Raw genomic sequence first — 22,326 nt, 5'->3', positions numbered from 1 at the left:
GGGCAGTTTATAATTTATTTTTCATTCATAATTTTATCTTTTTCCTTCTGAAATTCGTCTTCAGATAAAACTCCTGAATCTTTAAGATCTTTAATTTTCTTTAGCTTATCATATTTTGTTTCAGAATTTGGTTGTGGAGATTTTTCGATCGGTAAAAATTCATCAGGAACGATAATTTCACCGAACTTTATAGCATTTTCCAAATCCACTTCATAGTTCATAATTCCATTGCCTATTTTAGCGTAATAAACAAAACCATTTCGTTTATTGCCGCGGGTCATCATTTTTCTTACTTTAAAAGTCAGTCCTGAATTACTTCTTCTGAAAGAATTTGCCTGATTGGCTAGCCCCTGATAACCTGTTGTAGAATAATAATTGAACATCGAGGAAGCATTGGTTCTGATAAATTTGAAATCTCCATCGTTCATGGAACCTGTCCCGATTTTTAAATCTAAACCTTCATATACCTTAAAACCTGTGGAGGTCGTAAGCGTATCATTTTCAAATTTTGGACTGTTTTGAGAATGATACATTCCAAAAATGAGAAGTGTAAAAATCCATAGTACTTTTTTCATTGTTTTATTTTTAATAATCAAAAAATTGAATATCAAAAGTAGAACAAGAGGAACAGATTACCTTACGGGAATCCTTAAGTGAGAATTATTTTATTTCCTTCAATTTTTCATCAAACAAACCAATCAACAGGCTATTTCCGTTTTCGTCAATTTTTATTCCGCCGTATTTTGCCTTTTCATATTTTTCGGCTTCACCTTCCTGAAAGAAAAAAGATTCTGCCCCGATATTCACGTTCCAGGAATTGGATGAGGTATATTCAATTAAATATTCGCCCTTTTTTAAAGGAAGCTTTTCTTTTTGAAAACGAACTTTGTTGGCAACTCCATTCTTGTCTAAATGAACCACGCAAAAACCTCTTTTAGGAATATTCTGTGCGCCGATATTTTCTGAAATGCTGTAACGTAAACTCATATAATCCCCCTGCATCAGCGAACGTGGATCTACAGGAGCCAACGCAAGCAAAACAAGCTTTCCATTTTTTAATAGCTCTTCCTTTTTTGATACCGAAAAATTAAAGTAAATCAGTAAAATAATCAGATTGAAGAGAATGATAAGCCATTTATATTTTTTCATCAGATTTCAGTTTTTTGTGGGTTAATAAATAAAGTCCCAAAAACAAAATACCCGAAGAAAATAGTAATATAGATTTGGTAAGCAGGGTAAAATGAAGATCATAATAGTATTGGGAAATAAAATAAATAAAGGCAATAATTCCGATAACCAGACTGGTTTTGTAATTCACCAAAAAACTGAGCAGAATAATTAAGATCGCTCCTGAAATAGCGGGTGATAAAACAGTTGGCAAAAGTAAAACTACTGTTAAAATGTAAATTCCTGTTTTATGTTTCCGTTTATGAATTTTTAAAATTTCAAAAAGATGAGAAAGCAAATAAATGATGGAAATAATACAAAATGCAGACGTGATCCAAATATCTTCAAATGATGTTTCAATAAGATCAGCTTTACTCACAATAATCAGTCCGGATAAAAATGAAAATACCAACGCAATACGAATAGGATCATATAGCTTTGAAAAGATACTGTTATAAGTAATGAATTTCGCTTCTTTTACATAAAAAACAGCCAACAATATTGCCAAACAAGAAGTATAAAGCTGAACAAATCCAAAAAATTCATTAGAAACAAGCAGTGTAATAATAGCACCGTTAATCATTAAAACCGAGATGAAGGTGAGAATATAAGTTCTCACAATGCATAGCGAAATCAATGAAATCAATATAAAAATACAGCAAATGATATTTTCATGAACTTCCATTTTTTCGAGTCCGAATCCTAACAATACAAAACCAATGATGTAAGCAGAAATGCTCAATGTATCAATAATAATTTTGTCATGAACTTTGCTGATTCCGATTCCGAAACCCAGTAAAATAACCCCAAAGAATATCAATCCAAAATCTGAATCATACAATCCCGCCAACATCAAAAAGCCGATGAATGCTAAACTTGCTAAAATTCCGCCAAAAATAGAAAGGATTTTTATCGCTAAAGACTGATGATTGTCATTTTTCTGATAATCTGCCAGAATAGCATCTTCGTTAAAAAGAATTTCGCGGTTTTCTTTTGTCTGAAGATAATCTGTGAATGCTTTTATTTCTTCTTTAGTTTTCATTTTTCCACTTTTTTTGAAGGTTAATCAAATTCATAATTACCAAAGTCACACTGATAATAATAAAAATGCTGACTAATAAAAACATTCCGATATCTTCCGACATCTTGAAAAGCAATGCGGAAATAATAATGATAAAACTTAACGGAATTACCGCGAGATAAAAGCCGTCTTTCGATTTTAAACCAAACCAGATTCCCAATACAAAAACTGCAATCACGATCGTCATTAAAACCGGAAATAATGGTTGATAGGTGTCTAAAATGCCGATAATAACTGCGCAGGTTCCAAAAACAGCAATTGCCAATCCCAAAACATACGTAAACCAACTCGGAACATTCTCAATTTTTTTATATTTTGATAACAGAATAGAGGCAATCAAAACCAAACTGTTGAATACGAAGAGAGCAGCGGTTACAAATATTTCTGGCCATTCTTTTGCCACTTGCAGCGAATATAAGATGATTGTGGTATTGATTAATACTAAATACAGCAGCCACAGCGGCGCAAAGTTGGAAACCAGAACCCATAAAGTAATAAACAGCGTCCACGCCAAAAAGAAGTCGTACGCATTCGCTCCCGTCTGATAAATTTGTCCGAAAACGGCAAATAAAACGCCCACTAAAAAGGCAGATCCTGTAAGAATAATATTTCGGGTGCTGCGCTTGAGTTTGGGAAGTAAAGCGATGACGGTGGTTAAAATAATAAGCGCTTCCGTTAATCCCAACTTAGCAAATTTGTGAAGATCTGTCCAATTGTAGGCAAAAAAGAAAATGATGCCCGCGGTGGTAAAACCTATTCCCAACGTCATCAAAAGTAGACGGAGAAATCTTTTCCAGTTTTCCAAATCGTTGTAAATTTTTTCCTTTAAAGCCCTATCAATCGCTTGCTCCGAAATAGTATGATGGCGATTGATGAGATGAATATCTTCCCGTTGAATATCATTCATGTGTTTAGTGTTTTTCTTTATTTTAATTAAAACTAGGCTGTTCTGCAGTTTGCTTATTTTCAATAGTTTTCATCATTGATAACAGCTCTTTTTTCATTACAAAATATTTTTTATGTAGAAAATACGGCAGAAAATTAACAGCACTCATTATATATTGCAAATGCGTATCCAGATATTGATCATTATTAAAATAAATCAGATCTTTTTCAATATAATATCTTAAATCTTTGATGGTTTGTTCTTCCAGATCTTCGGTTAATAAGGCATTATTAAGAAAAGGAAGAATTTCAGCTTTCAATTTTTCTTCTAATGGTTTTAATTTTTTAAAGTTGATTGAAATTTGTTCAAAAGGTGTTCTTTCACTGATAAATGCTGTGGCTGCAGCGACTTCTGTATATATTTTAAAACGATCTTCATATTCTTTATCGTAAGCGGCAAAACTATTATAAGCAGTTTCAAATTCTTGCTTTTTGCCAGATTTTTCAGCAGATTTTAAGAAATACGTATAAATAGTAGAATCATTTTCAAGGATCTGAAGTTTTAATTCTGAAATTTGATGATCGATCTGTGGAATTAATTTTGTGGCTTCGTTGGCTTTGTATTTTTTTCCGTCGTAATCAAATGTTTTCAAAGGAATTTCTTTACTGATGACAGCTTCAATCGTTTTCTTATCACTTTCGAGTGCCAATAAAGTGTACACCAGTTCTACTTTTTCTTTGCTGAACAATTCTTCAAACGAAATATCATTTGCCGCTACATTTTCTTTAGCATTAAAATCCGGGTTTTTATTGTCGTAATACCCGTTGAAAATTGTATCAAATGAATCTTTTTTGAATTGCTTTTCAAATTCTGAAGTAAATGTTTCAAAATCAAGATCAATTTTATCTTTTTGATATTTTACGTTGGAGAATAATTTTGTGGTAAGTTTTTCTTCAGTTGTAGCAAAATCTTTAAAAATATTTCTGGCGGGCTCGTTTTCAGCTTCTTTTACAATGTTGAGTTTTCGAAGTCTTGCGATACGTTCTTCATGAGAAGGATGCGATGCCCATTGGTTTTCGATGACCAATTTTGATTTGTTGAAAAGGCTGGATTCAGAAAGTTTTACGTTCGGAAGATTGTTTTTGGTTTCGACTTCACTTTGTTTCGCAAGGAAATTCATTACAAAAAACTGTTCTTTATAAATATTCTGACTTCCCTGATTTTTTGAAATTCTGTTTTCGTAAAAGTTGATTACTTTCTGATAAGATTCTGCGGCAAGCTCGATTCTCAACAAAGATTCTTCCAACGAAATTGATCCTGCAATATTGGCAGCAACTTCATCGGCATGAAACTCCATTTCTCGGGAAAGTGCCATGTGACGGATGTTCACAAATGAATACATCTTTACCAAAACCCACTGGATTTTACCTGTGATAAAAACCGCCAACATAGCAAAAAGTGAAAAATATCCGCTCATATTAGCCCATTGCTGAATAGAATTTCGATAAGATTCATCATCATTTACAAGGTTGAAAATAATTTTATTCACATTATACACATAACTTCCCACTTTCATCGAACGTTGCGAAAAGTGACCAAATTCGTGAGAAAGAACGGCTTTCAGTTCCTGTTTTGTTGAGGTATTGATTAGTCCAACGCCGATGGTAAGATTTTTTTTAATCGGAAAAAACATGCTCCAAAAACTGGAATCGTAGAAAACGCTTGCATTAACATCGTATGATAAATATACTTTTTTGGGAAAATCGGTTCCGGCTTCTTTTACGATTTCATCAATCATTTCAAAAAGTTCCGGCTCGTCAGATTTGGTGATTTCTGTGAGATAGCTTCGATCATTAATATGTTTTTTAAACAAAAATTTAATGATGAAATAAAATACGAAAAGTCCGGTTCCGGCAAGACCTAAGCCCAGCATTATCGTTACAAACATAGGTTTAATAGCAATCAGCCATATTCCTACACCAATACATGCCATCGCCAGCAAAATGGTGAAAAGAAACATGAGAATATAAACGATAATGAAGATGCTGATCGCGAAAATGGCAGATTTGCTTTTCTTCCTGAAATCTTCGGAAACTTGAATGTACATGGAAATAATTTTTTACAATAATAAGAAAAAATGATAAACTGCTTGATTTAGAATTGAAAAAGGTAAGCCCAGAGGTTTGAGTTATTGGTTAAATAACAAAACCTCCGACATTTTTTGCGGAGGTTTGGGATTTTATCATTTGTGTGTATTAGAGGGTTTTGATTCTTTCTCATCATTTGTGTTTAATGAAGAATCAAAAGGTTAATTTTTTAATAGTTGTCTTATTTGTTGTTACAAAGATAGTTTCTGAAATACCTATGAACATAATAAAAGATGTAGATATATTTCGTTTTGATTGTAGATATTTATCGACAAAATAATATTTAGTTAATAATTTTTACTTCCGGATTGTTTTCTGCTTTTCAACTGAAAAACATTTCCTTCAGGATCTAAGCCATCGCACAACCAAAAATCATAATTTTCAAAGGTTTTTATTTCGCGCATTCTTACGTTCTTTGAAAGTAATTCGTTTCGAGCCAAAAGGATGTCAATATCAATCTCGAATATCAGTTTTGTATTATTATCAAACTGATGATCTTTGGAAATTTGTTGTAAATATTCTTCGCCAATTTTATGAAATGCAATATGAGACGAACCTGCATTCAACAATGCCCAAGAAGAATCTTCTTCAAGAATTGTGAAATTAAAATGTTCAACATAAAAATTTTTGATTAATTCTACATTTTTTACGTAGAATAAAGTGGTGTCGAGTTTTGCGTTCATTGTTGTTCAGTATTTAATTCTATTCAAAAAGTTCTTCCACATTCGCCAAAATTTCACAATCACAATAACCACCATTTTCAACTAACCAACCGAGAACAATTTCAATATTTTGAATTTTATTTTTTTCTAAGAATTCTACAGTTATTATATTGGTATCATTACAACCAACTTCTTCCAACTGAATATCCAAGAAATCGAAAAGTTGTTCAAAATAAATTCGATCCATAGGAAGACTATTTTCAAATTCTTCCTGTTGTTTTTGTCTTAATTCGTTTCGAAGTTGCTTTCTTCGTTCTTTTTCATTTTTATCCATAGCTTAACTGTTCTTTATTAATCAAAACGATAAGGATAGCCAATTTCCTGAAGATCATTTTCCAGTTGTTCCCAATCTTCCAGCTCGTCAACGAGGTTTAAAACCATTTCTTTGGTTACTATTTCTCCGTTATAGATTTTTGTGACCGTCTCTAAAGGAATTCCGGATTCTTTATAACTATCTTCAAAATATTCTGTTGCCCAGTCGATGTAAGTTTTTGGATTTCCATCAAATATATTCAACATTTCTTCAGAATGATCTTCATTATTTTCGATTTCTCCTGTTTGCCAATGGTTTTCATGAGTTGTCCAAAGACAAAATGTTGTTCCAATTGAATTGACAGGTTCTCCAAAAATAAATTCATGGAAAACTTGAGGCAAGTTGGCTGTTAATTTTTGTTTATTAGGTTGTGAATATTCGTGGGCGAAACCATTAATCACACAACCATTGTGAGTAAATAAAATAAGCATTTGACCTCCCGAGCCATCCCGCATTTCGAAAAATTCTTCATGATCAGACCATTTATTGTTGTAAGAATAATAACGATATTCCCATTCCTGCGAAAGAATAGCATCTAAAACAGAAATGGCTTTACAGATATTTTTTAATTGTTGTGAAGAGGGTAGGAGTGAAGGGTTTTTGGTTGAGATCATGGTTTAAAATAAAAAAAACTAATTTAAGTATTAAATCTCAATCTCCACCCAATTCATCCAAACCTGTTCTCTGTCATGATTATTCTCAAAGTTTTTCAACATAAATTCACGATTATACTTTATTTTGTTTTTAAAATATAATTTTCCGTTGACATAAATTTTAATTCTCTTTTTGAGATTAACCATTTCAGGTGAAATATTGATTGATAAAGAAGAAATATTGGACGTTTCTAATTGGAAAGTATTATCATGAAATTCCGCTTTTATTTTTGCCGATTTTCTCGGAAAATCAAAAGCATTTTTGTTCACAATTTTCGTTTGTAAACTGTCTTTTGTATCGTATTCCAGCCATTTGGTGATTTTAAAGTTTAATTCTTTATTTTTTTGATAAGAGTTTACAGTATCTAATTTTATATTTGAAATCCAGTCGATCGCATCATATTTTTCATCATCAAATTCCCATGAAATTTTTTTAGGAAGAGGATTTCTCTTTCGTTGAATTACATCATCAAAAAGAATTTTATAAGCAGGTTCTGATTCATCAAATTGTGGAAACCAATGTGGAAATCCATTATATCGATATTCTTTATAATCTGCGGAAATACTTTTCATCAGTTGGGTAAAATCATCATTCGCATTGGGAGGATAATAATAATCTTCATCCGTAGAAAAGTTGATAAACGAACGGTTTTTAGCATTTTCCACAAAAGTTCCTCCAGTAAAAACTTTGGGATAGGTGTTAAATCCATAAAAGCCAGCAAACGGAGTAGGCTTTTTCATCAGATACGAAAAAGAACCTGTAGCTCCATTGGAATGCCCTGAAATAAAAACTTTATTATCATCAATATTAATGGCTTTTTTTATTTGTTTCAACATTTCGGGAACCATAAAAAATCCATTGTCGGGAGCCATCCAGTTGTATTGCTTACTGCCTTTAGGGAAAACGAGAATCACATCATTTTGGTCTGCATATTGGGTGTAATATCGGTTCCAACCGTCTAAATTTCCGTTGGCGAACTGATAATCTGTCAGCGCATTATTTTTTACGGCACCATGCAGGAAAAAAAGCAACGCATATTTTTTTTCAGGCTGATAATTTTTAGGTAAATGAATGAAATACGATGTGGTGGCTGAATTATTTATTTTAAATGAAATAGAATAGTCCCGATCTTTTTTAACCTGATATGGATTGAAATTCCTAATGGCTTTATAAAGTGCTTCCGGATTTTGAATACCTTTCAAATCATTTGGATTGATGCTATAAAACTCGTTTTCCTTTTCTTTTAAATCATGATAAAAATTTTCTTTATCCTGGAGTGCCTTTTGTTTCAAATCTTTCCATCTCGGGTCTGCCAATAGATTTTTATATTCTTCATCCGAATATTTTCCGGCTAAATAAATCCATCCCGGATAACCGTCTTCTGTGGTTTTCATCGCGGCCAAAGGTGTTAAATATTGAAAGGCTTTATCATTATTTTTTAATTCAGAAGCCAATACCGAAGCTTTATAGAGACCAGTTCCGTCTATATGATCGGGATATGTTGCAAAAGCATTTTCGTACATGTCTAACGCCTTTTGATAATCCTGTTCCGTTTTGGCTTTCCACATTGTTTCCAATGCTTTTCTCGTTAAGGATGAATAATTTTCCTGTGCTTTTGTAAAAAAGAAAGACAAAACCAAAAATACGATGACGTAAAATCTCATGACTATTAATTAATGAGACAAAACTAAAAATATAAACTCACAAAAACTTGTAAAAATGGAACATGAGAGCTAAGGTTCCACATGCCAGAATGTATCTTCTTTTCCTAAGATTGTTCCTTTGTTGAAAAATACTGTAGGGGATTTTTGCGTCAGGTTTTTATAAATTTTATTGAAATGTGACTGATCATTAAAATTAAATTCGTGTGCCAGCGTGGTGAAATTTTCATCAGGATTTTCAAACAATTTTTTATTGATGGTATTTCTGAAAAGTACAATTTCATAGAATTTTTTAACGGAAACGCCTAAATATAATTGAAAAACACGATTAAGGTGTTGCCTGCTGATTCCTACTTTTTCTGAAACTTGTGCCACCGAAAAATTTTCCTCTGCATTAAAAATAAACTGAAGAGTTTGCTCTATAACTGTATTTTTAAATAAAATAAATCTTTTGGTTAAAATAGAATCTAATGAATTGACCAGAATTTCTGTATCTGTCGTAGAGAAAATTTCATGCAATTCAGCTTCATTAAAAAATTCACCATCAAGAATATAATCAGCGAAATTGAGGTTTCTATAGAACTGCTGAATACCCAATGGATGAAAAACAAGCACTATTCTATACACTTTTCCCGTCTGTTTCACATGCAGTACCTTTTCCCGAATCGGGGTGAAAATCTGAAAGGGTTTAGCTTTTTCGTTAAAAATAATTTCTCCGTTTTCTGCCCGAATATGAGATTGATACAGCGAAATTGTGCTGTTGAAATGAGGAAAGCAATCATATTCAGTCACCTTATTATTTGGTTTAATATCCAAATAATAATAATCTACATATTTTTTTATGGTAGAATGTTGTGGCTTGAATGTTTTAAATATTTCCTGCATTTTACACTAGCAAAAATAAATTAATAAATTTTTTTGTACTCAATTCTTTGCTAAAAATTCGAGTATAAAAAGACTCGTTTTCGAGGGAAAATAACTTCTAACCTCAAGCTTCCTTCTTCCAGCCTATTAATTTTACCTCATAACTCTAACTTTCTGCAATTCTCCTTTTTCATTTTTATACGTAAAAATGTAAGTTCCGCGACGTACTTTTGTTAAGTCTATATTTTTGTTGTAATACGCAACGTCTTTCCAGATTTCTTTTCCATCCATTGTATAGACAGTAAATTCAAACTGATTGCTGTTGTTTTTATTGCTGATGACGAAACCATCTCTGTGGGCATTGGTATACACTTTTGATTTAAAAACATCTTCATCAGTATTTTTAGTAGAAAGTGCCTCTTCGCCAATATCCGCAACTTGAATGCTTTTAATTGCTGATTTGGTTGAAGACGTTGTACTTCCACCAATGATGTATAATTTATTGTTATAAATTTCTGCAGCAGCATGTCTTCGCGGGATCATATTGGATGATAATTGATGCAATTTATTGGTTTCTGTATCAAAATAGGCCAGAAAAGTTTGATTATTATACCCTCCAGCAATAAAAATCTTATTACCGGATACCGCCAATGAATGACCGGAAATCGGAGCAGGCATCGTATACTGCTCAGTCCATTGATTTTTGTTGAGATCGAAAACATTGATAAGACGGGACGACGTACCGTTAAAACCACCAATCACATACAACTTATCATTCACAATTTTGCCCTTTGTTTCTCTGGCTGTTGGCATATCGGGTAACGGATTCCATGTATCTGAAGCAATATCATAGTATTGGAATCTATTGGAAAATACAGTGGTTGAAGCATTATTTAGTCCGCTGCCGCCGAACGTATATATTTTTCCGTTGTGGATGGCAGAACCTGCATGTCCTGTGTAGGCACGGTTAACAGCTCCTTTTGTTATTTTATTGGTTTCAAGGTCTAGAATTTCAAGATGGCTATTTCCCCAACCGTTAAAAATATAAATTTTATTATTGTAAGTCTCCGAATTGGCGAATCTTTTGGGAAACAGCGTAGAGTTGATGATACTCCAGCGGTTGTCTTTAATATTGTATTTCTCGATAAAATTACCATTACCATCAGTGTTTTTATAACCATTGCTCACATATATATTATCATCTACAATGACACTGCTTATCGCTCCTCTTCCGATAGACATATCTGAGAGATGTTTGAAATTTAGGGTTTGTGCATTTGCGAAGAATAAGCCGAAAATTGAAAGGAGGAATGATTTTGTTTTCAATGGTGTTGGGATTTGGTTTTAAAGATAGGGAAAAGTGACGGATTGTGAATTCACAACGTCTGGTTTTCGATTTAAGCTATTCGTGAAGTCTATTTTTTAGATCCATATTACCTCCCAGAATTCTGATAATTTCTATCTCATCTTTTGATATGGACTTGTAAAAAATGATATGTTTTTGTGCGGGAAAGCCTAAAAGATCTTGATCAATTACAGGATAGCTTTTTCCAATATTTGGATTTTCACTTAACATCTGACAAAAATCAATGAGTTCGAGATAATATTTTTCGGCTTGTGTTTCAGACCAACAGGTATAAGTATATTCGTAAATCTCAGATAAATCCTGAACAGCTTTATTCGTTAAGAAATATTTAGCCATTCTTTTTCATTTTGGCTTTTAAAAATTCAAAATGTTGTGTTGAATTAAAATCTTTTGCGATTCCACTATCAATTCCTTCCTGAATGGCATTTCTCAGAAGTTGAATTTTATTTTCTTCTTCTTCCAATAATCTTAAACCCGCACGAATTACCTCGCTTGCATTTTTATATCTTCCCTCTGAAACTCTATTATCTACAAAATTTTCAAAGTAATCGCCCAAAGAAACAGATGTATTTCGTCCCATTTTATAATTTTTAGTGAAGTTACCAAAAATTGGTAATTGAGGCAAGTGGTAATTTTGTTATGATTGTAAATCTATACTATACATTATTGATTTTGTTTTGAAATGGAAAGAATTGGGAGGCTTTATATTTATTGATACAAGTACCAACTGGGGATAATATAAAATTACATCGTAAAAAAGTGAACTTACATCGCAAGAATGTAAAGTTACATCGTAAGAAAGTGAAATGACATTGCGACAAAGTGAAGTTACATCGCAAGAATGTAAACTTACATCTTAAAAAAGTGAAATGACATTGCAGCAAAGTAAACTTACATCGCAAGAATGTAAAACTACATCGTAAAAAAGTGAAATGACATTGTAACAAAGCGAACTTACATCACAAGAATGTTTTTTTACAACGGAAGAATATTAATCTACATTGCTATATTTAAAATGAAAAACCGCTCTTGGAATTGAGCGATTTTTATATTTATTGATACGAGCGAGACGCTCGCATTAGCGTGGGGAGGAGTTTTTATAATAGCGACGCAATTCTAATTCTATTATCATTGTCATAATCATCAGCATTAATCAGTTCTACAAATAGAAATTCATCTTCTATCTTTTGACCATTGTTGTCAATCCATCTACATTTAATTTCTTTTGTTTCAGAGTCAGTTGTAATCACTATCATTTTTATTTTTTTATTCGATTTGTGATAAACACTATCGCCAATATTAAAATCTTCAAAATTGTATGCTCTCATAATACTTATAATATTTTATTTGCATCAACATTATATCCACAGGCATTTAATTCTTTTGCTAATTTAAATTTCCAATTTCCAATTTCATCCAGAGGAGTGTATAAAACTCCATGTACATCACTAGGAAGCTCAACACCATTTTCATAAAGAGGAAATATTTTATTTCTCCCTAATTTACCAATAAAGTAGCCCATCTCAATAATTACATTTTGCCTTGCTCTATATTTATCTTCTGCTTCTTTTTTAGCTCTTCCTAAATCATCTGCTGTTAGAATAATAATAGCAAAATCTACGTCCGAATGAAGTTCAAATTTTTCAATAATAGTTTGCCCCTGATTTGGTTGTTCAGATAAAATAATTGGTTCTAATCCAAGTTTTTCAATAGTTCTTGCTACATCAATTTTAGTTCTGTCATCATGACCGTGAACAATAAATATCCTATTAGAAATCATAATATCTTCTTTTCCGTTTTTACTTTTTTCAATTTTACTTTTTAATAAATCAGCTTTAATTTCCAATTTTTTCAAATTAAAAATTTTTGCGTTTAATACTTCGTTAAAATGTAATACTTTATCATTAGGTGTTTGTGCTCTAACTCCTTGAGCAAAACCAATAAATAGAGCACATTTATCATACCGGTCCCTATATTCGTTATATTCATTATTGAAAGATTGTTTTAAATATTCAGAATTGTAATCATTCCAAATATTATATTTTTCTTTTAATTCTTCAAATTCAGAAATCGATCCAATTTTTTTTTGTGAAATTTCTTCTCCGATTTTGATTCTCTCGCCTAAAGACTTTTTAAACTCTTCTTGGGAAATTAATAATTCAGTTTGTGGAATTTCTTTATGCTGATTTGTCTTTTTGGCCATAGTTTTTGCAGGTTTGATAATTCTCAAATATAAGAAACTTTGAAATATAGGCAAGTGAAATTATATAATGATTATTTTTGTTTATAATTTGCTATATGTGTATCTGCCTTTTGTATTATTGTTATATTTTTTGCTTAAATAAGCTACTAATAGTTGGTTCTTATGGGAAATATATTTTAAATAGAAACCGCTCTTGTAATTGAGTGTTTTTATATTTATTTATACGAGCGAGACGCTCGCACCAGCAGGGTCTTTATTGTAAGTCCATGAATATATTGGATGTTCTAGCTTTTAAAGCTAAAATAAGATTTTCAAAAAAAATATTAATTTCAGATAATAAAACTTCACAAAATTGACTATTTATTCTTACTATATAATGCTCGTTTTCAGATTCCACAGTCTCTATTTCTTCAAGATGTTTAAACGCTTCAAATTGTTTGTTTTCGGCTACCCTATTCTGATGACTTAATATATTCCTAATAACATATTTATTATATATCGGAGTATAATATTTTTCTACATAAACTGATTTTTCTTTAAGAAATCCTTTTAATATCTTCCAAAAATAAGGAATATATGATCCTTCTTTTTTGGGAAACTGATAGTTAAAATCTTTTTTTAACTTTTCACAAATCATTTTCATTTTATTTTCAAAGACACTAAATATAGCACCTATTTGATTTGCAGTTTGAATGTTATCTAGTTCAATTAAAATATTCTCCTCAATACCGTGTAAATGTGTAATATATTGTTCTAATTCATTCTCTTCCATAAATCCATTATTCCGCCGTGTTGCTTTCATCTTTTTATATAATTCTTCATCTACAACAGAGTAAGCTTTATCTTGTAAATCAATCATAGCTTTTAAAGCATCAATTGACAGATTAATATCATATTCAATTAAAAATATTTCTTGCCAAACAACTTCATTTTTAGGGATAATTCCAAATTTTCTAAAATTTTGCATAATTAATTTTTATTAAAAAACCGCTCCACAAAAGCAGAACGGTTTAATTTATATTGTCTCAGCGACACGCTGCTACATCATTCCCGGCATTCCGCCACCCATTGGCATAGCTGGTTCAGCGCTTTTCACTTCAGTGATAACACATTCAGTTGTAAGAAGCATTCCCGAAACAGAAGCTGCGTTTTCAAGAGCAACTCTTGTTACTTTTGTAGGGTCGATGATCCCTGCTTCAAGCATGTTTACGTACTCGTCAGTTTTAGCGTTGTATCCGAAGTCTCCGTTTCCTTCTGCAACTTTAGCAACGATTACAGAACCTTCACCACCTGCGTTAGCAACGATTTGTCTCAATGGCTCTTCGATTGCTCTTTTCACGATCTTGATCCCTGTATTTTCGTCAGCATTTGATCCTGAAAGAGCCTCTAAAGAAGCGATAGCTCTTACCAAAGCAACACCACCACCAGCTACGATACCTTCTTCAACGGCTGCTCTTGTAGCGTGAAGGGCATCATCAACTCTGTCTTTTTTCTCTTTCATTTCAACTTCAGAAGCTGCACCTACGTAAAGAACTGCAACACCACCAGCTAGTTTAGCCAATCTTTCCTGCAATTTTTCTTTATCGTAATCAGAAGTAGAAGTTTCCATCTGAGCTTTAATCTGTGCAACTCTTCCTTTGATTTTGCTTTCTTCACCACCACCGTTTACGATCGTTGTGTTGTCTTTATCGATAGATACTTTCTCAGCAGTTCCCAACATATCGATTGTAATGTTTTCCATTGTGAAACCTTGTTCCTCAGAAATAACAGTACCCCCTGTAAGGATTGCGATATCTTCCAACATTGCTTTTCTTCTGTCTCCGAATCCTGGAGCTTTTACAGCAGCAATTTTAAGAGAACCTCTCAATTTGTTTACCACTAAAGTTGCCAAAGCTTCACCTTCAACTTCTTCAGAGATGATTAATAAAGATTTACCACCTTGAGCGATTGGTTCAAGAACAGGAAGTAATTCTTTCATTGAAGAGATTTTCTTCTCAACTAAAAGGATGTATGGATTTTCTAGCTCAGCTAACATTTTCTCAGGGTTAGTCACGAAATATGGTGACTGGTATCCTCTGTCAAACTGCATACCTTCTACAACGTCCACTGTTGTATCGATACCTTTAGCTTCTTCTACAGTAATAACACCTTCTTTACCCACTTTTCCGAAAGCTTCAGCGATCAAAGCACCGATTGTTTCGTCGTTGTTAGCAGATACAGAAGCTACTTGCTTTACTTTATCTGTAGAATCTCCAACAGCCTGAGACTGAGTTTTTAAGTTTTCAACAACAGCAGTTACAGCTTTGTCGATCCCTCTCTTCAAGTCCATTGGGTTTGCACCTGCAGCTACGTTCTTAAGACCTTCTCTTACGATAGCCTGTGCCAAAACAGTAGCGGTAGTAGTACCGTCTCCTGCGATATCATTAGTTTTGGAAGCCACTTCTTTTACCATTTGTGCTCCCATGTTTTCTACTCTGTCTTCAAGTTCGATTTCTTTTGCAACAGAAACACCATCTTTAGTAACGTGAGGTGCACCGAAAGATTTTTCGATTACCACGTTTCTACCTTTTGGTCCTAAAGTTACTTTTACTGCATTAGCCAATGCATCAACACCTCTTTTTAAAGCGTCTCTTGATTCAATATCGAATTTTATTTCTTTTGCCATTATTTTAAGCTTTTGGCGATTTGCTTTTGGCTCTTGGCTTTAGCAATTCGCGAGTTTATTTTTAATTTTTTAATTTAATCTTAGCTTGTTTAAATTTTAAATGAACATTAAGAATTTAAGAAATAAATTTAATAAAGGTATTTTAAGAATTTGCCTTTGGCAAAATTAAGCAAGAGGCTTAAATATCGGAGATATTCTTAATCAGTCTTTAAGGTTTAATTATCTAAACTTCTTAATGTTTAAATTTAAATATAGAATAACATCTTATCCGATGATACCTAAAAGATCTCCTTCTTTTACAATTAAATAATCTTTTCCTTCTAATTTCAATTCAGAACCTGAATATTTTCCATAAAGAACTTTGTCACCCACTTTTACAGTTGTAGGCTCATCTTTTTTACCAGGGCCAACTGCCACTACCGTACCTTCTTGAGGTTTTTCTTTTGCAGTATCCGGGATAATAATACCTGAAGCTGTTTTAGTTTCTGCAGCGATTGGTTCTACCAAAACTCTGTCTGCCAATGGTTTAAAGTTTACTGACATAATATATTTAATTTTTTAATTATTTCTGTGTTGTAATTCCCTAAATGCGTGCCATCGATTGTTCGTGACGGAAATGGCAGACTTTATTTTCCGGGAGTGGAAATTTTGGCAGAAAAAAAGTCACCTGTTTTTGAGGTGACTTGTATTTTATTTATGACAAGAATCTTTGTAATCGTCGATTAATTTTTTATAAATATCAGTGTATGTTTCTGATTTGTATTTCATATTAATTCTTGATGCTTCGGCTCCTTTTTTTCCTTTCAAGGCTGCTTTTCTTTCATCATCGGTTGCTCTTTTCTTTTCCTTAAATGTTTTGTTGGAGAAATAATCTTTTTGTCTTGCTTCATCCACTTTTTTTAGAAATTCAGGGCAGTCGGCTCCAATCATTTCGTAGGCTGTGTAAAACTTTTTGTATAATGTTTTAAGATTAAATAAATCTAAAGCGCTTAACGAAGGATAATCCACCGGTGCAATAGCAACCGTATCATCGGGCTTACTCAAATAAATCATTACATACATCAACTGACAATTGTCTTCGTTTCCGTTAAAACCTGCCGCGAAATTATTTCCAAAATCTGCCTTACACATCATGCTTCGGTAACCGTAAAGGTTGATGGCTCCTTTTTCCATCAAAGGGAGCATCAATACTTTTCCTTCAGATTCTAGCTCCTGATCTTTGTTGATTTCTTTTACAAGACGTTTATCCAGCTGAAATTGTTCCTGCGTTTCTTCATTAGTATAAAGCAGACTTTTAATATCCGAAACAGGGATTAATTGTACCTGAGCATCATTTTTAGAAGATTTAAATTTTACTTCTTTTCTGTCCAGATTCGCATATTTATGACCTTTTCCCATCATGCTGAAAGTGGCCACATCGGGAAGCATAAAATCCTGAGCAAATCCTTTTTTCGTACTTCCGTCTTCCATTAAAATTTCGATAGGGATAAAATCTCTTTTTCCGGTGTAAAATTGTAAAGATTGAGCGAAAAAGTTCTGTACAGAAAGAATAAACAGCAATAAAAGGCTAAGTTTTTTCATGGATATTTTAAAGTTTTTTATCGGAAGCAAATCTAAAAAAAAAGTATCCAGAATCTGAATACTTTTATTATTGAAATTAATTATTTTAATTTTTCTTTCCAGCTGCCTGCATCGGGTTTACTCGTCCGTTGGAAGCTCCTCTTGCATTTCCGCCTTCTTTTTGTTTAAATAAATCGAATTTAGAAACCTGTGCATTTCCGCCATCTGCACTCCAAAAGTTATTCGAAGTATCAATATCAGCCGTTTCTCTCATCGGATCGAGCTGAATAGATTTTAATTTTTTATCAAAATAGAACGTTTTTGAAACTTTCTGCTCATTTTGTCTCCAGATTTGAGCCGAAGTTTTGTCTTTCAATTTTGTTCCGTCTTTAAAAGTGAATTCAAGAATAATCGGCATTACCAATCCGCCTTTGTTCGTAAAATCAATTTGATAAGCAGTGATATTTTTAAACTGATCTTTATCTTTTTGAGTTAAAGGTTCAGAAGCATCTGTTTTAACGATATATTCTTTTGCAGCATCTACTTTTTCCTGACCTCTGTCGTATCTGTAATAAAAATCCTGAAGTTCTTTATCTTTATCTACCGCAAAGTTGATGGTTTTATCTTCTTTATTTCTGATTTTAGAAAGGTCTTCAAAACTATTTACAGCAGGTTTATCTACATTGTATCTTACCTCTCCAACGGATTTCGGAGTTGTGGCTAAATCTGGTGTGGCAATCGTTACTTTATCAATCGAAATGTCTACAGGATCTGTTCCGTAAAACCATCCTCTCCAGAACCAATCTAAATCTTCACCACTTGCATCTTCCATCGTTCTGAAAAAATCTGCAGGTTCAGGATGTTTGAAAGCCCATCTTTTAGCATACGTTTTAAATGCTTTATCGAAAAGCTCTCTTCCCATAATGGTTTCACGAAGAATATTCAGTCCTGTTGCAGGTTTTGAATAAGCGTTTGGACCAAACTGAATAATGTTTTCAGAATTACTCATAATCGGTTCCAACTGATCTTTTGGAAGCTTCATATAATCCACAATCGTCCAAGCCGGACCTCTTTTGGATGGGAATTTATTGTCCCATTTTTCTTCTGTAAGATATTCCGTAAAGGTATTCAAGCCTTCATCCATCCAGCTCCATTGTCTCTCATCCGAATTTACGATCATTGGGAAAAAGTTGTGTCCCACTTCGTGAATAACCACGCCGATCATTCCGTTTTTAGTTCCTTCAGAATAGGTTCCGTCTTTTTCCGTTCTTCCGAAGTTGAAACAGATCATCGGATATTCCATTCCGTTGGCAGCTTCTACAGACTGCGCTACAGGATACGGATAGGGAATAGTAAACTCTGAATACGTTTTGATCGTATGAGCAACCGCTTTTGTTGAATATTTTCTGTATAAATTATAAGCTTCTTTTGGATAGAAACTCATTGCCATTACCTTATTGTTATTTTCAGGAATCGTAACACGCATTCCGTCCCAAACAAATTTTCTTGAGGAAGTCCATGCAAAATCTCTCACGTCATTCGCCTCGAAATTCCATGTTTTTCTTTGTCTTGAATGATTTTTCTCTGCTTTTTTAGCTTCATCCAATGTTACAATTTCAATCGGTTCGTTCGCGTTTTCAGCTTTTCTGTATCTTGCCAATTGGTCTGAACTTAAAACCTGATCATAGTTTTTACATTCTCCGGTTCCTCCCACAACGTGATCTGCAGGAACATTCATCGAAACTTTAAAATTTCCGAAAACCAAAGCAAATTCGCCTCTTCCTGTAAACTGATGATTCTGCCATCCGTGGAAATCGCTGTAAACACACATTCTAGGATACCATTGCGTCATCGTATAAAGATCGTTTCCGTCTTCGGGGAAGTTTTCGTAACCACCACGACCGCCTTTTTCCATTCTGTTGGGAATATTGTAATTCCAATCAACTTTAAAAGTTAGCTGTTCGCCTTTTTTTAAAGTTTTAGGCAAATCAATACGCATCATGGTTTTGTTCACCGTATATTTCAAAGGATTTCCTGAGGCATCGGTTACTTTTTCCAGATTTACACCGTATCCGTTATCTTTTGCAGGAAGTTCTGTTACCTTTAAATGTTGTGTTGTTGTATTTTTCGGCAGGGTAGAAGAAGATTGATAATCTGCATTCTTTACATTAGACTGCTGATTTTCATCCAACTGAAGCCAAATGTAATCCAGATCATCCGGAGAATTGTTATAATAGGTAACTGTTTCAGAACCTTTCAGATTTCTTTTATCTTCATCCAGATAAGCTGTGATGTTGTAATCTGCCCTGTTTTGCCAATAGCCGTGTCCGGGCGCTCCGGAAGCAGTTCTGTAAATATTGGGCGTGGGAAGGATGGTACCCAGCTGCTCGAATTTATTTCCGTGATTACTTCCCGGATTATTCTGAATATTCTGAGCAGAGGCGCCTGTATATAACAAAACTGAAAGCGCAGTTACTTTTAATTTCATAGCCGATATTTTTTAATTGTTTTTAGGGAAGGCGAGCCACCAGTCTTCCATTGATTTTATGATAGGCAATAGAGCAATGCCTTTGTCTGTTAATTTATATTCTACCCTTGGAGGGATTTCGTTGTAAGCAATTCTCAGGATGATGCCGTCGTTTTCCAGTTCTTTCAAAATGGTACTCAATGTTCCTTGAGATAAATTGTCTAATTCCCTTTTCAGCGTTCCGAATCTTTTCGGGCAGTCATTAGCGATTATTTTAATGAGAGAAACCTTCCATTTTCCGTTGATCATCTTCAAAACGTGCTCTGCATGGCAATTATTTGCCAGAAAAAGAAAATTTTCTGTGCAGCTAACGGTTTCATTATCAGAATTAGTATTAAAGCTCATACCAAGTACGTTTTTTTTACCTACTTGACAGCAGGGTTTTATGTTGATACTTTTGAAGCTGTAAAGTTAAAATTTTATCAATAAATATGAGAAAGTTTCCGGAGTTTAACAAATGGTTGAGTTTAATTGTCATTTCAATGTCAATTTTTTTATGTGTGTTGGATCTTTTTATCGTGAATATTGCCATCCCTTCTATTAAAAATTCTCTTCAAGCAACGACAGCAGAAACCCAGTTTATCATTGTTTTTTATATCATCGGATATGGCGCTTTTCTGATTACGGGAAGTAAGATAGGGAATAAATACGGTCCCAAAAAGACCTTTATCACGTCTATGTTCTGCTTTATGCTGTTTTCTTTTTTCTGCGGAAGTTCTGATTCTGCTTTGGGATTGAATCTGAGCAGACTTTTTCAAGGAATTTCGGCGGCGTTTATGGTTCCGCAAGGGGTAGTTTTAATATCAGACATATTTAAAATAGAGGAAGAAAGAGTAAAAGCGTTGGGGATTTATGGTGCTATTGCCGGAATTGCTTCAGTGATCGGACAGGTTTTAGGCGGAATTATTCCTGATTTGAAATTTAGTTTTCCTGCATGGAGACTAGTTTTCTTTATCAATATTCCAATTGCTGTTTTGGTGATTATGTTAGCCTGGAAATATGTGAAAGAAGTTGAAATCAAAACAAAAGAATCTATTCAGGTTTTTCCTCAAGTGATATTAATTGTTTTATTGATTACACTGATCTATGAAATTGTAATTGGCGGCGAAGAAGGATGGACTTTGGTCGGTATGCTGCTGTTAATTTCTTCTTTGGCGGGATTGATCATATTTATTTTAAATCAAAAAAATAAATTTAAAAACGGAAAAGAGGTTTTAATTAATATGCAGCCTTTTATGTATTCCAGTTTCAAAATAGCACTTTTAGCGGCGGTTACTTATTATCTGGTTCAGGATTCTTATTTCTTTATCAATGCTAATTTTTTTGAAGATCATCATCATTTTAGTTCTACGAAAACAGGATTATTGTTTGCCTGTCAGGGAATAGGGTATGTTTTGGCTTCTCTTTTATCAGTTAAATTTTTAAATAAATATCACGAAAAATTTATTGTTTTTGGCTTAATAGTGATGATTTTGGGACTGATGGGTCATATCTATACCGTCAATACGTTAACGGTTAATTTACCACTTGTTATGATTATTCTATTCTTTTACGGAATTGGTTGCGGAATTGTTTTGCCTTCGATGTTTACGAATGCCATGAGAAAACTGCCTGTCTCAATTACTTCAATTGCCACAGGCGTTTATCTTACCATTCAGCAAATTTCTATAGGCTTTGGCGTAAGTCTTGTGGGACGACTGTATTTTTCCTTCGATAACGGATATTTTATCGCCACCGTTATCATGATCGTTTTATTATTAATTACGATCGGTATATTTTCATTTTCGGGATATAAACTAAAAAGGTAGTCTTTCTAACGTCATTTTCAGTGATAATGCGAAAACGCTTGAGGAAACAAAAAGTATCCAGTCTTTTTTATTGATTTTGAAGATATTTAAAAGAATGAAAAGCAGAATTAATATCGCAAAAACAATCGCAATCTGTCCCAATTCCAGTCCGATATTGAAACCTAAAAGAGGAACGGCAATGCTTTGGCTTTTAGCAATCATCACTCTGGCGGTGTTGGCAAATCCCATTCCGTGAATCAATCCGAAGAATAAGGCTAAATAATACGCCAATTTATTCTGGGATTGCTTTTTGTTTCTCATTACCATATTTGCGAAAGCCGTTATAACAATGGTTAAAGGAATTAAAAACTCAACCCAATCTGATGGAACTCTTACAATATCTAAAATACTCAACGCCAACGTAACGGAATGTCCGATGGTAAAAGCCGTTACAAGTATCAATATTTTTTTCAGATCGCTGAATGAATACACTGCAATTAATGCTAACACAAAAAGTTGATGATCTAATGCGTCTAAAGAGATGATGTGTTCCCAGCCGAGGTTGAGGTAGAAGAGAAAATCTTGCATGATAAAGATAATAGAGATTTAATTTTTTATCTTAAAATTGAATAATTTTTAATGTTATTTATGTTTTTGGACGATTTATTTAATTAATACATTGATTTGTAATAGTATCAAATAAAAATACTATAATTGCTATCA

General features: G+C 33.2%; 23 protein-coding genes. 1 reads left to right on the top strand and 22 read right to left on the bottom strand.

Features of this window, described 5'->3' with window-relative positions:
- Positions 1–14: 14 nt before the first annotated feature.
- From OXQ85_RS02410 to OXQ85_RS02310, 21 genes are all read right to left on the bottom strand, one after another.
- Positions 15–575, bottom strand: coding sequence for an SHOCT domain-containing protein (locus tag OXQ85_RS02410; RefSeq protein WP_267402121.1), 561 nt, complete (start codon positions 573–575; stop codon positions 15–17).
- 85 nt (positions 576–660) lie between these two features.
- Positions 661–1,149, bottom strand: coding sequence for a GDYXXLXY domain-containing protein (locus OXQ85_RS02405; RefSeq protein ID WP_267402120.1), 489 nt, complete (start codon positions 1,147–1,149; stop codon positions 661–663).
- Positions 1,136–2,209: a DUF4401 domain-containing protein gene (locus OXQ85_RS02400; protein ID WP_267402119.1), complete on the bottom strand. Its 1,074-nt coding sequence runs from the start codon at positions 2,207–2,209 to the stop codon at positions 1,136–1,138. Before OXQ85_RS02400 ends, OXQ85_RS02405 begins: the two co-directional genes overlap by 14 nt.
- Positions 2,199–3,155 (bottom strand): DUF2157 domain-containing protein, encoded by a 957-nt coding sequence (locus OXQ85_RS02395; protein WP_267402118.1) that lies wholly within the window; start codon positions 3,153–3,155, stop codon positions 2,199–2,201. Before OXQ85_RS02395 ends, OXQ85_RS02400 begins: the two co-directional genes overlap by 11 nt.
- Before the next feature lie 22 nt (positions 3,156–3,177).
- A complete protein-coding gene (locus OXQ85_RS02390; RefSeq protein ID WP_267402117.1) occupies positions 3,178–5,241 on the bottom strand; it encodes a M48 family metallopeptidase in 2,064 nt (687 codons plus the stop codon).
- A gap of 327 nt (positions 5,242–5,568) precedes the next feature.
- Entirely contained in the window at positions 5,569–5,964 is a 396-nt protein-coding gene (locus OXQ85_RS02385) for a hypothetical protein (protein WP_267402116.1), read from the bottom strand.
- Between the two features lie 19 nt (positions 5,965–5,983).
- Positions 5,984–6,277 carry a DUF2695 domain-containing protein gene (locus OXQ85_RS02380; RefSeq protein WP_267402115.1) on the bottom strand — a complete coding sequence of 98 codons (294 nt, stop codon included), beginning with the start codon at positions 6,275–6,277 and terminating at the stop codon, positions 5,984–5,986.
- Positions 6,278–6,294: 17 nt separating this feature from the next.
- Positions 6,295–6,930 (bottom strand): hypothetical protein, encoded by a 636-nt coding sequence (locus tag OXQ85_RS02375; RefSeq protein ID WP_267402114.1) that lies wholly within the window; start codon positions 6,928–6,930, stop codon positions 6,295–6,297.
- A gap of 30 nt (positions 6,931–6,960) precedes the next feature.
- Entirely contained in the window at positions 6,961–8,634 is a 1,674-nt protein-coding gene (locus tag OXQ85_RS02370; RefSeq protein WP_267402113.1) for an alpha/beta hydrolase-fold protein, read from the bottom strand.
- 69 nt (positions 8,635–8,703) lie between these two features.
- The gene (locus tag OXQ85_RS02365) at positions 8,704–9,516 is read right to left on the bottom strand and encodes a helix-turn-helix domain-containing protein (protein ID WP_267402112.1); all 813 of its coding nucleotides are present in this window, start codon (positions 9,514–9,516) and stop codon (positions 8,704–8,706) included.
- Positions 9,517–9,648: 132 nt separating this feature from the next.
- Positions 9,649–10,737 (bottom strand): T9SS C-terminal target domain-containing protein, encoded by a 1,089-nt coding sequence (locus OXQ85_RS02360; RefSeq protein ID WP_267402111.1) that lies wholly within the window; start codon positions 10,735–10,737, stop codon positions 9,649–9,651.
- A 160-nt stretch (positions 10,738–10,897) separates the two neighbouring features.
- Positions 10,898–11,197 (bottom strand): type II toxin-antitoxin system RelE/ParE family toxin, encoded by a 300-nt coding sequence (locus tag OXQ85_RS02355; RefSeq protein WP_267402110.1) that lies wholly within the window; start codon positions 11,195–11,197, stop codon positions 10,898–10,900.
- Positions 11,190–11,441: a type II toxin-antitoxin system ParD family antitoxin gene (locus OXQ85_RS02350; protein ID WP_267402109.1), complete on the bottom strand. Its 252-nt coding sequence runs from the start codon at positions 11,439–11,441 to the stop codon at positions 11,190–11,192. Before OXQ85_RS02350 ends, OXQ85_RS02355 begins: the two co-directional genes overlap by 8 nt.
- A gap of 517 nt (positions 11,442–11,958) precedes the next feature.
- Positions 11,959–12,189 (bottom strand): hypothetical protein, encoded by a 231-nt coding sequence (locus tag OXQ85_RS02345; protein WP_267402108.1) that lies wholly within the window; start codon positions 12,187–12,189, stop codon positions 11,959–11,961.
- Positions 12,190–12,194: 5 nt separating this feature from the next.
- Positions 12,195–13,064: a nucleotide-binding protein gene (locus OXQ85_RS02340; protein ID WP_267402107.1), complete on the bottom strand. Its 870-nt coding sequence runs from the start codon at positions 13,062–13,064 to the stop codon at positions 12,195–12,197.
- 253 nt (positions 13,065–13,317) lie between these two features.
- On the bottom strand, positions 13,318–14,031 hold the full coding sequence (locus OXQ85_RS02335) for a hypothetical protein (protein WP_267402106.1): 714 nt from the start codon (positions 14,029–14,031) through the stop codon (positions 13,318–13,320).
- 72 nt (positions 14,032–14,103) lie between these two features.
- Complete coding sequence (gene groL, locus OXQ85_RS02330; protein ID WP_267402105.1) at positions 14,104–15,729, bottom strand: chaperonin GroEL; 1,626 nt, start codon at positions 15,727–15,729, stop codon at positions 14,104–14,106.
- A 264-nt stretch (positions 15,730–15,993) separates the two neighbouring features.
- Complete coding sequence (locus OXQ85_RS02325; protein ID WP_039369684.1) at positions 15,994–16,272, bottom strand: co-chaperone GroES; 279 nt, start codon at positions 16,270–16,272, stop codon at positions 15,994–15,996.
- Between the two features lie 147 nt (positions 16,273–16,419).
- The gene (locus tag OXQ85_RS02320; RefSeq protein ID WP_267402104.1) at positions 16,420–17,310 is read right to left on the bottom strand and encodes a hypothetical protein; all 891 of its coding nucleotides are present in this window, start codon (positions 17,308–17,310) and stop codon (positions 16,420–16,422) included.
- Positions 17,311–17,395: 85 nt separating this feature from the next.
- The gene (locus tag OXQ85_RS02315; RefSeq protein WP_267402103.1) at positions 17,396–19,777 is read right to left on the bottom strand and encodes a M1 family metallopeptidase; all 2,382 of its coding nucleotides are present in this window, start codon (positions 19,775–19,777) and stop codon (positions 17,396–17,398) included.
- Positions 19,778–19,789: 12 nt separating this feature from the next.
- Positions 19,790–20,161, bottom strand: coding sequence for a helix-turn-helix domain-containing protein (locus OXQ85_RS02310; RefSeq protein ID WP_267402101.1), 372 nt, complete (start codon positions 20,159–20,161; stop codon positions 19,790–19,792).
- 137 nt (positions 20,162–20,298) lie between these two features.
- Between OXQ85_RS02310 and OXQ85_RS02305 the strand changes: the two genes are divergently transcribed.
- Entirely contained in the window at positions 20,299–21,624 is a 1,326-nt protein-coding gene (locus OXQ85_RS02305; RefSeq protein WP_267402100.1) for an MFS transporter, read from the top strand.
- Here the strand turns inward: OXQ85_RS02305 and OXQ85_RS02300 are convergent.
- Positions 21,613–22,191 carry a HupE/UreJ family protein gene (locus OXQ85_RS02300; protein WP_267402099.1) on the bottom strand — a complete coding sequence of 193 codons (579 nt, stop codon included), beginning with the start codon at positions 22,189–22,191 and terminating at the stop codon, positions 21,613–21,615. The genes OXQ85_RS02305 and OXQ85_RS02300 overlap by 12 nt on opposite strands.
- Between the last annotated feature and the right edge of the window lie 135 nt (positions 22,192–22,326).

Source organism: Chryseobacterium sp. GM_Chr_2 (assembly GCF_026540445.1).
GTDB lineage: Bacteria > Bacteroidota > Bacteroidia > Flavobacteriales > Weeksellaceae > Chryseobacterium.
Note: the sequence above shows the minus strand (reverse complement) of the source record. Positions and strands in the feature narration are given on the sequence as shown.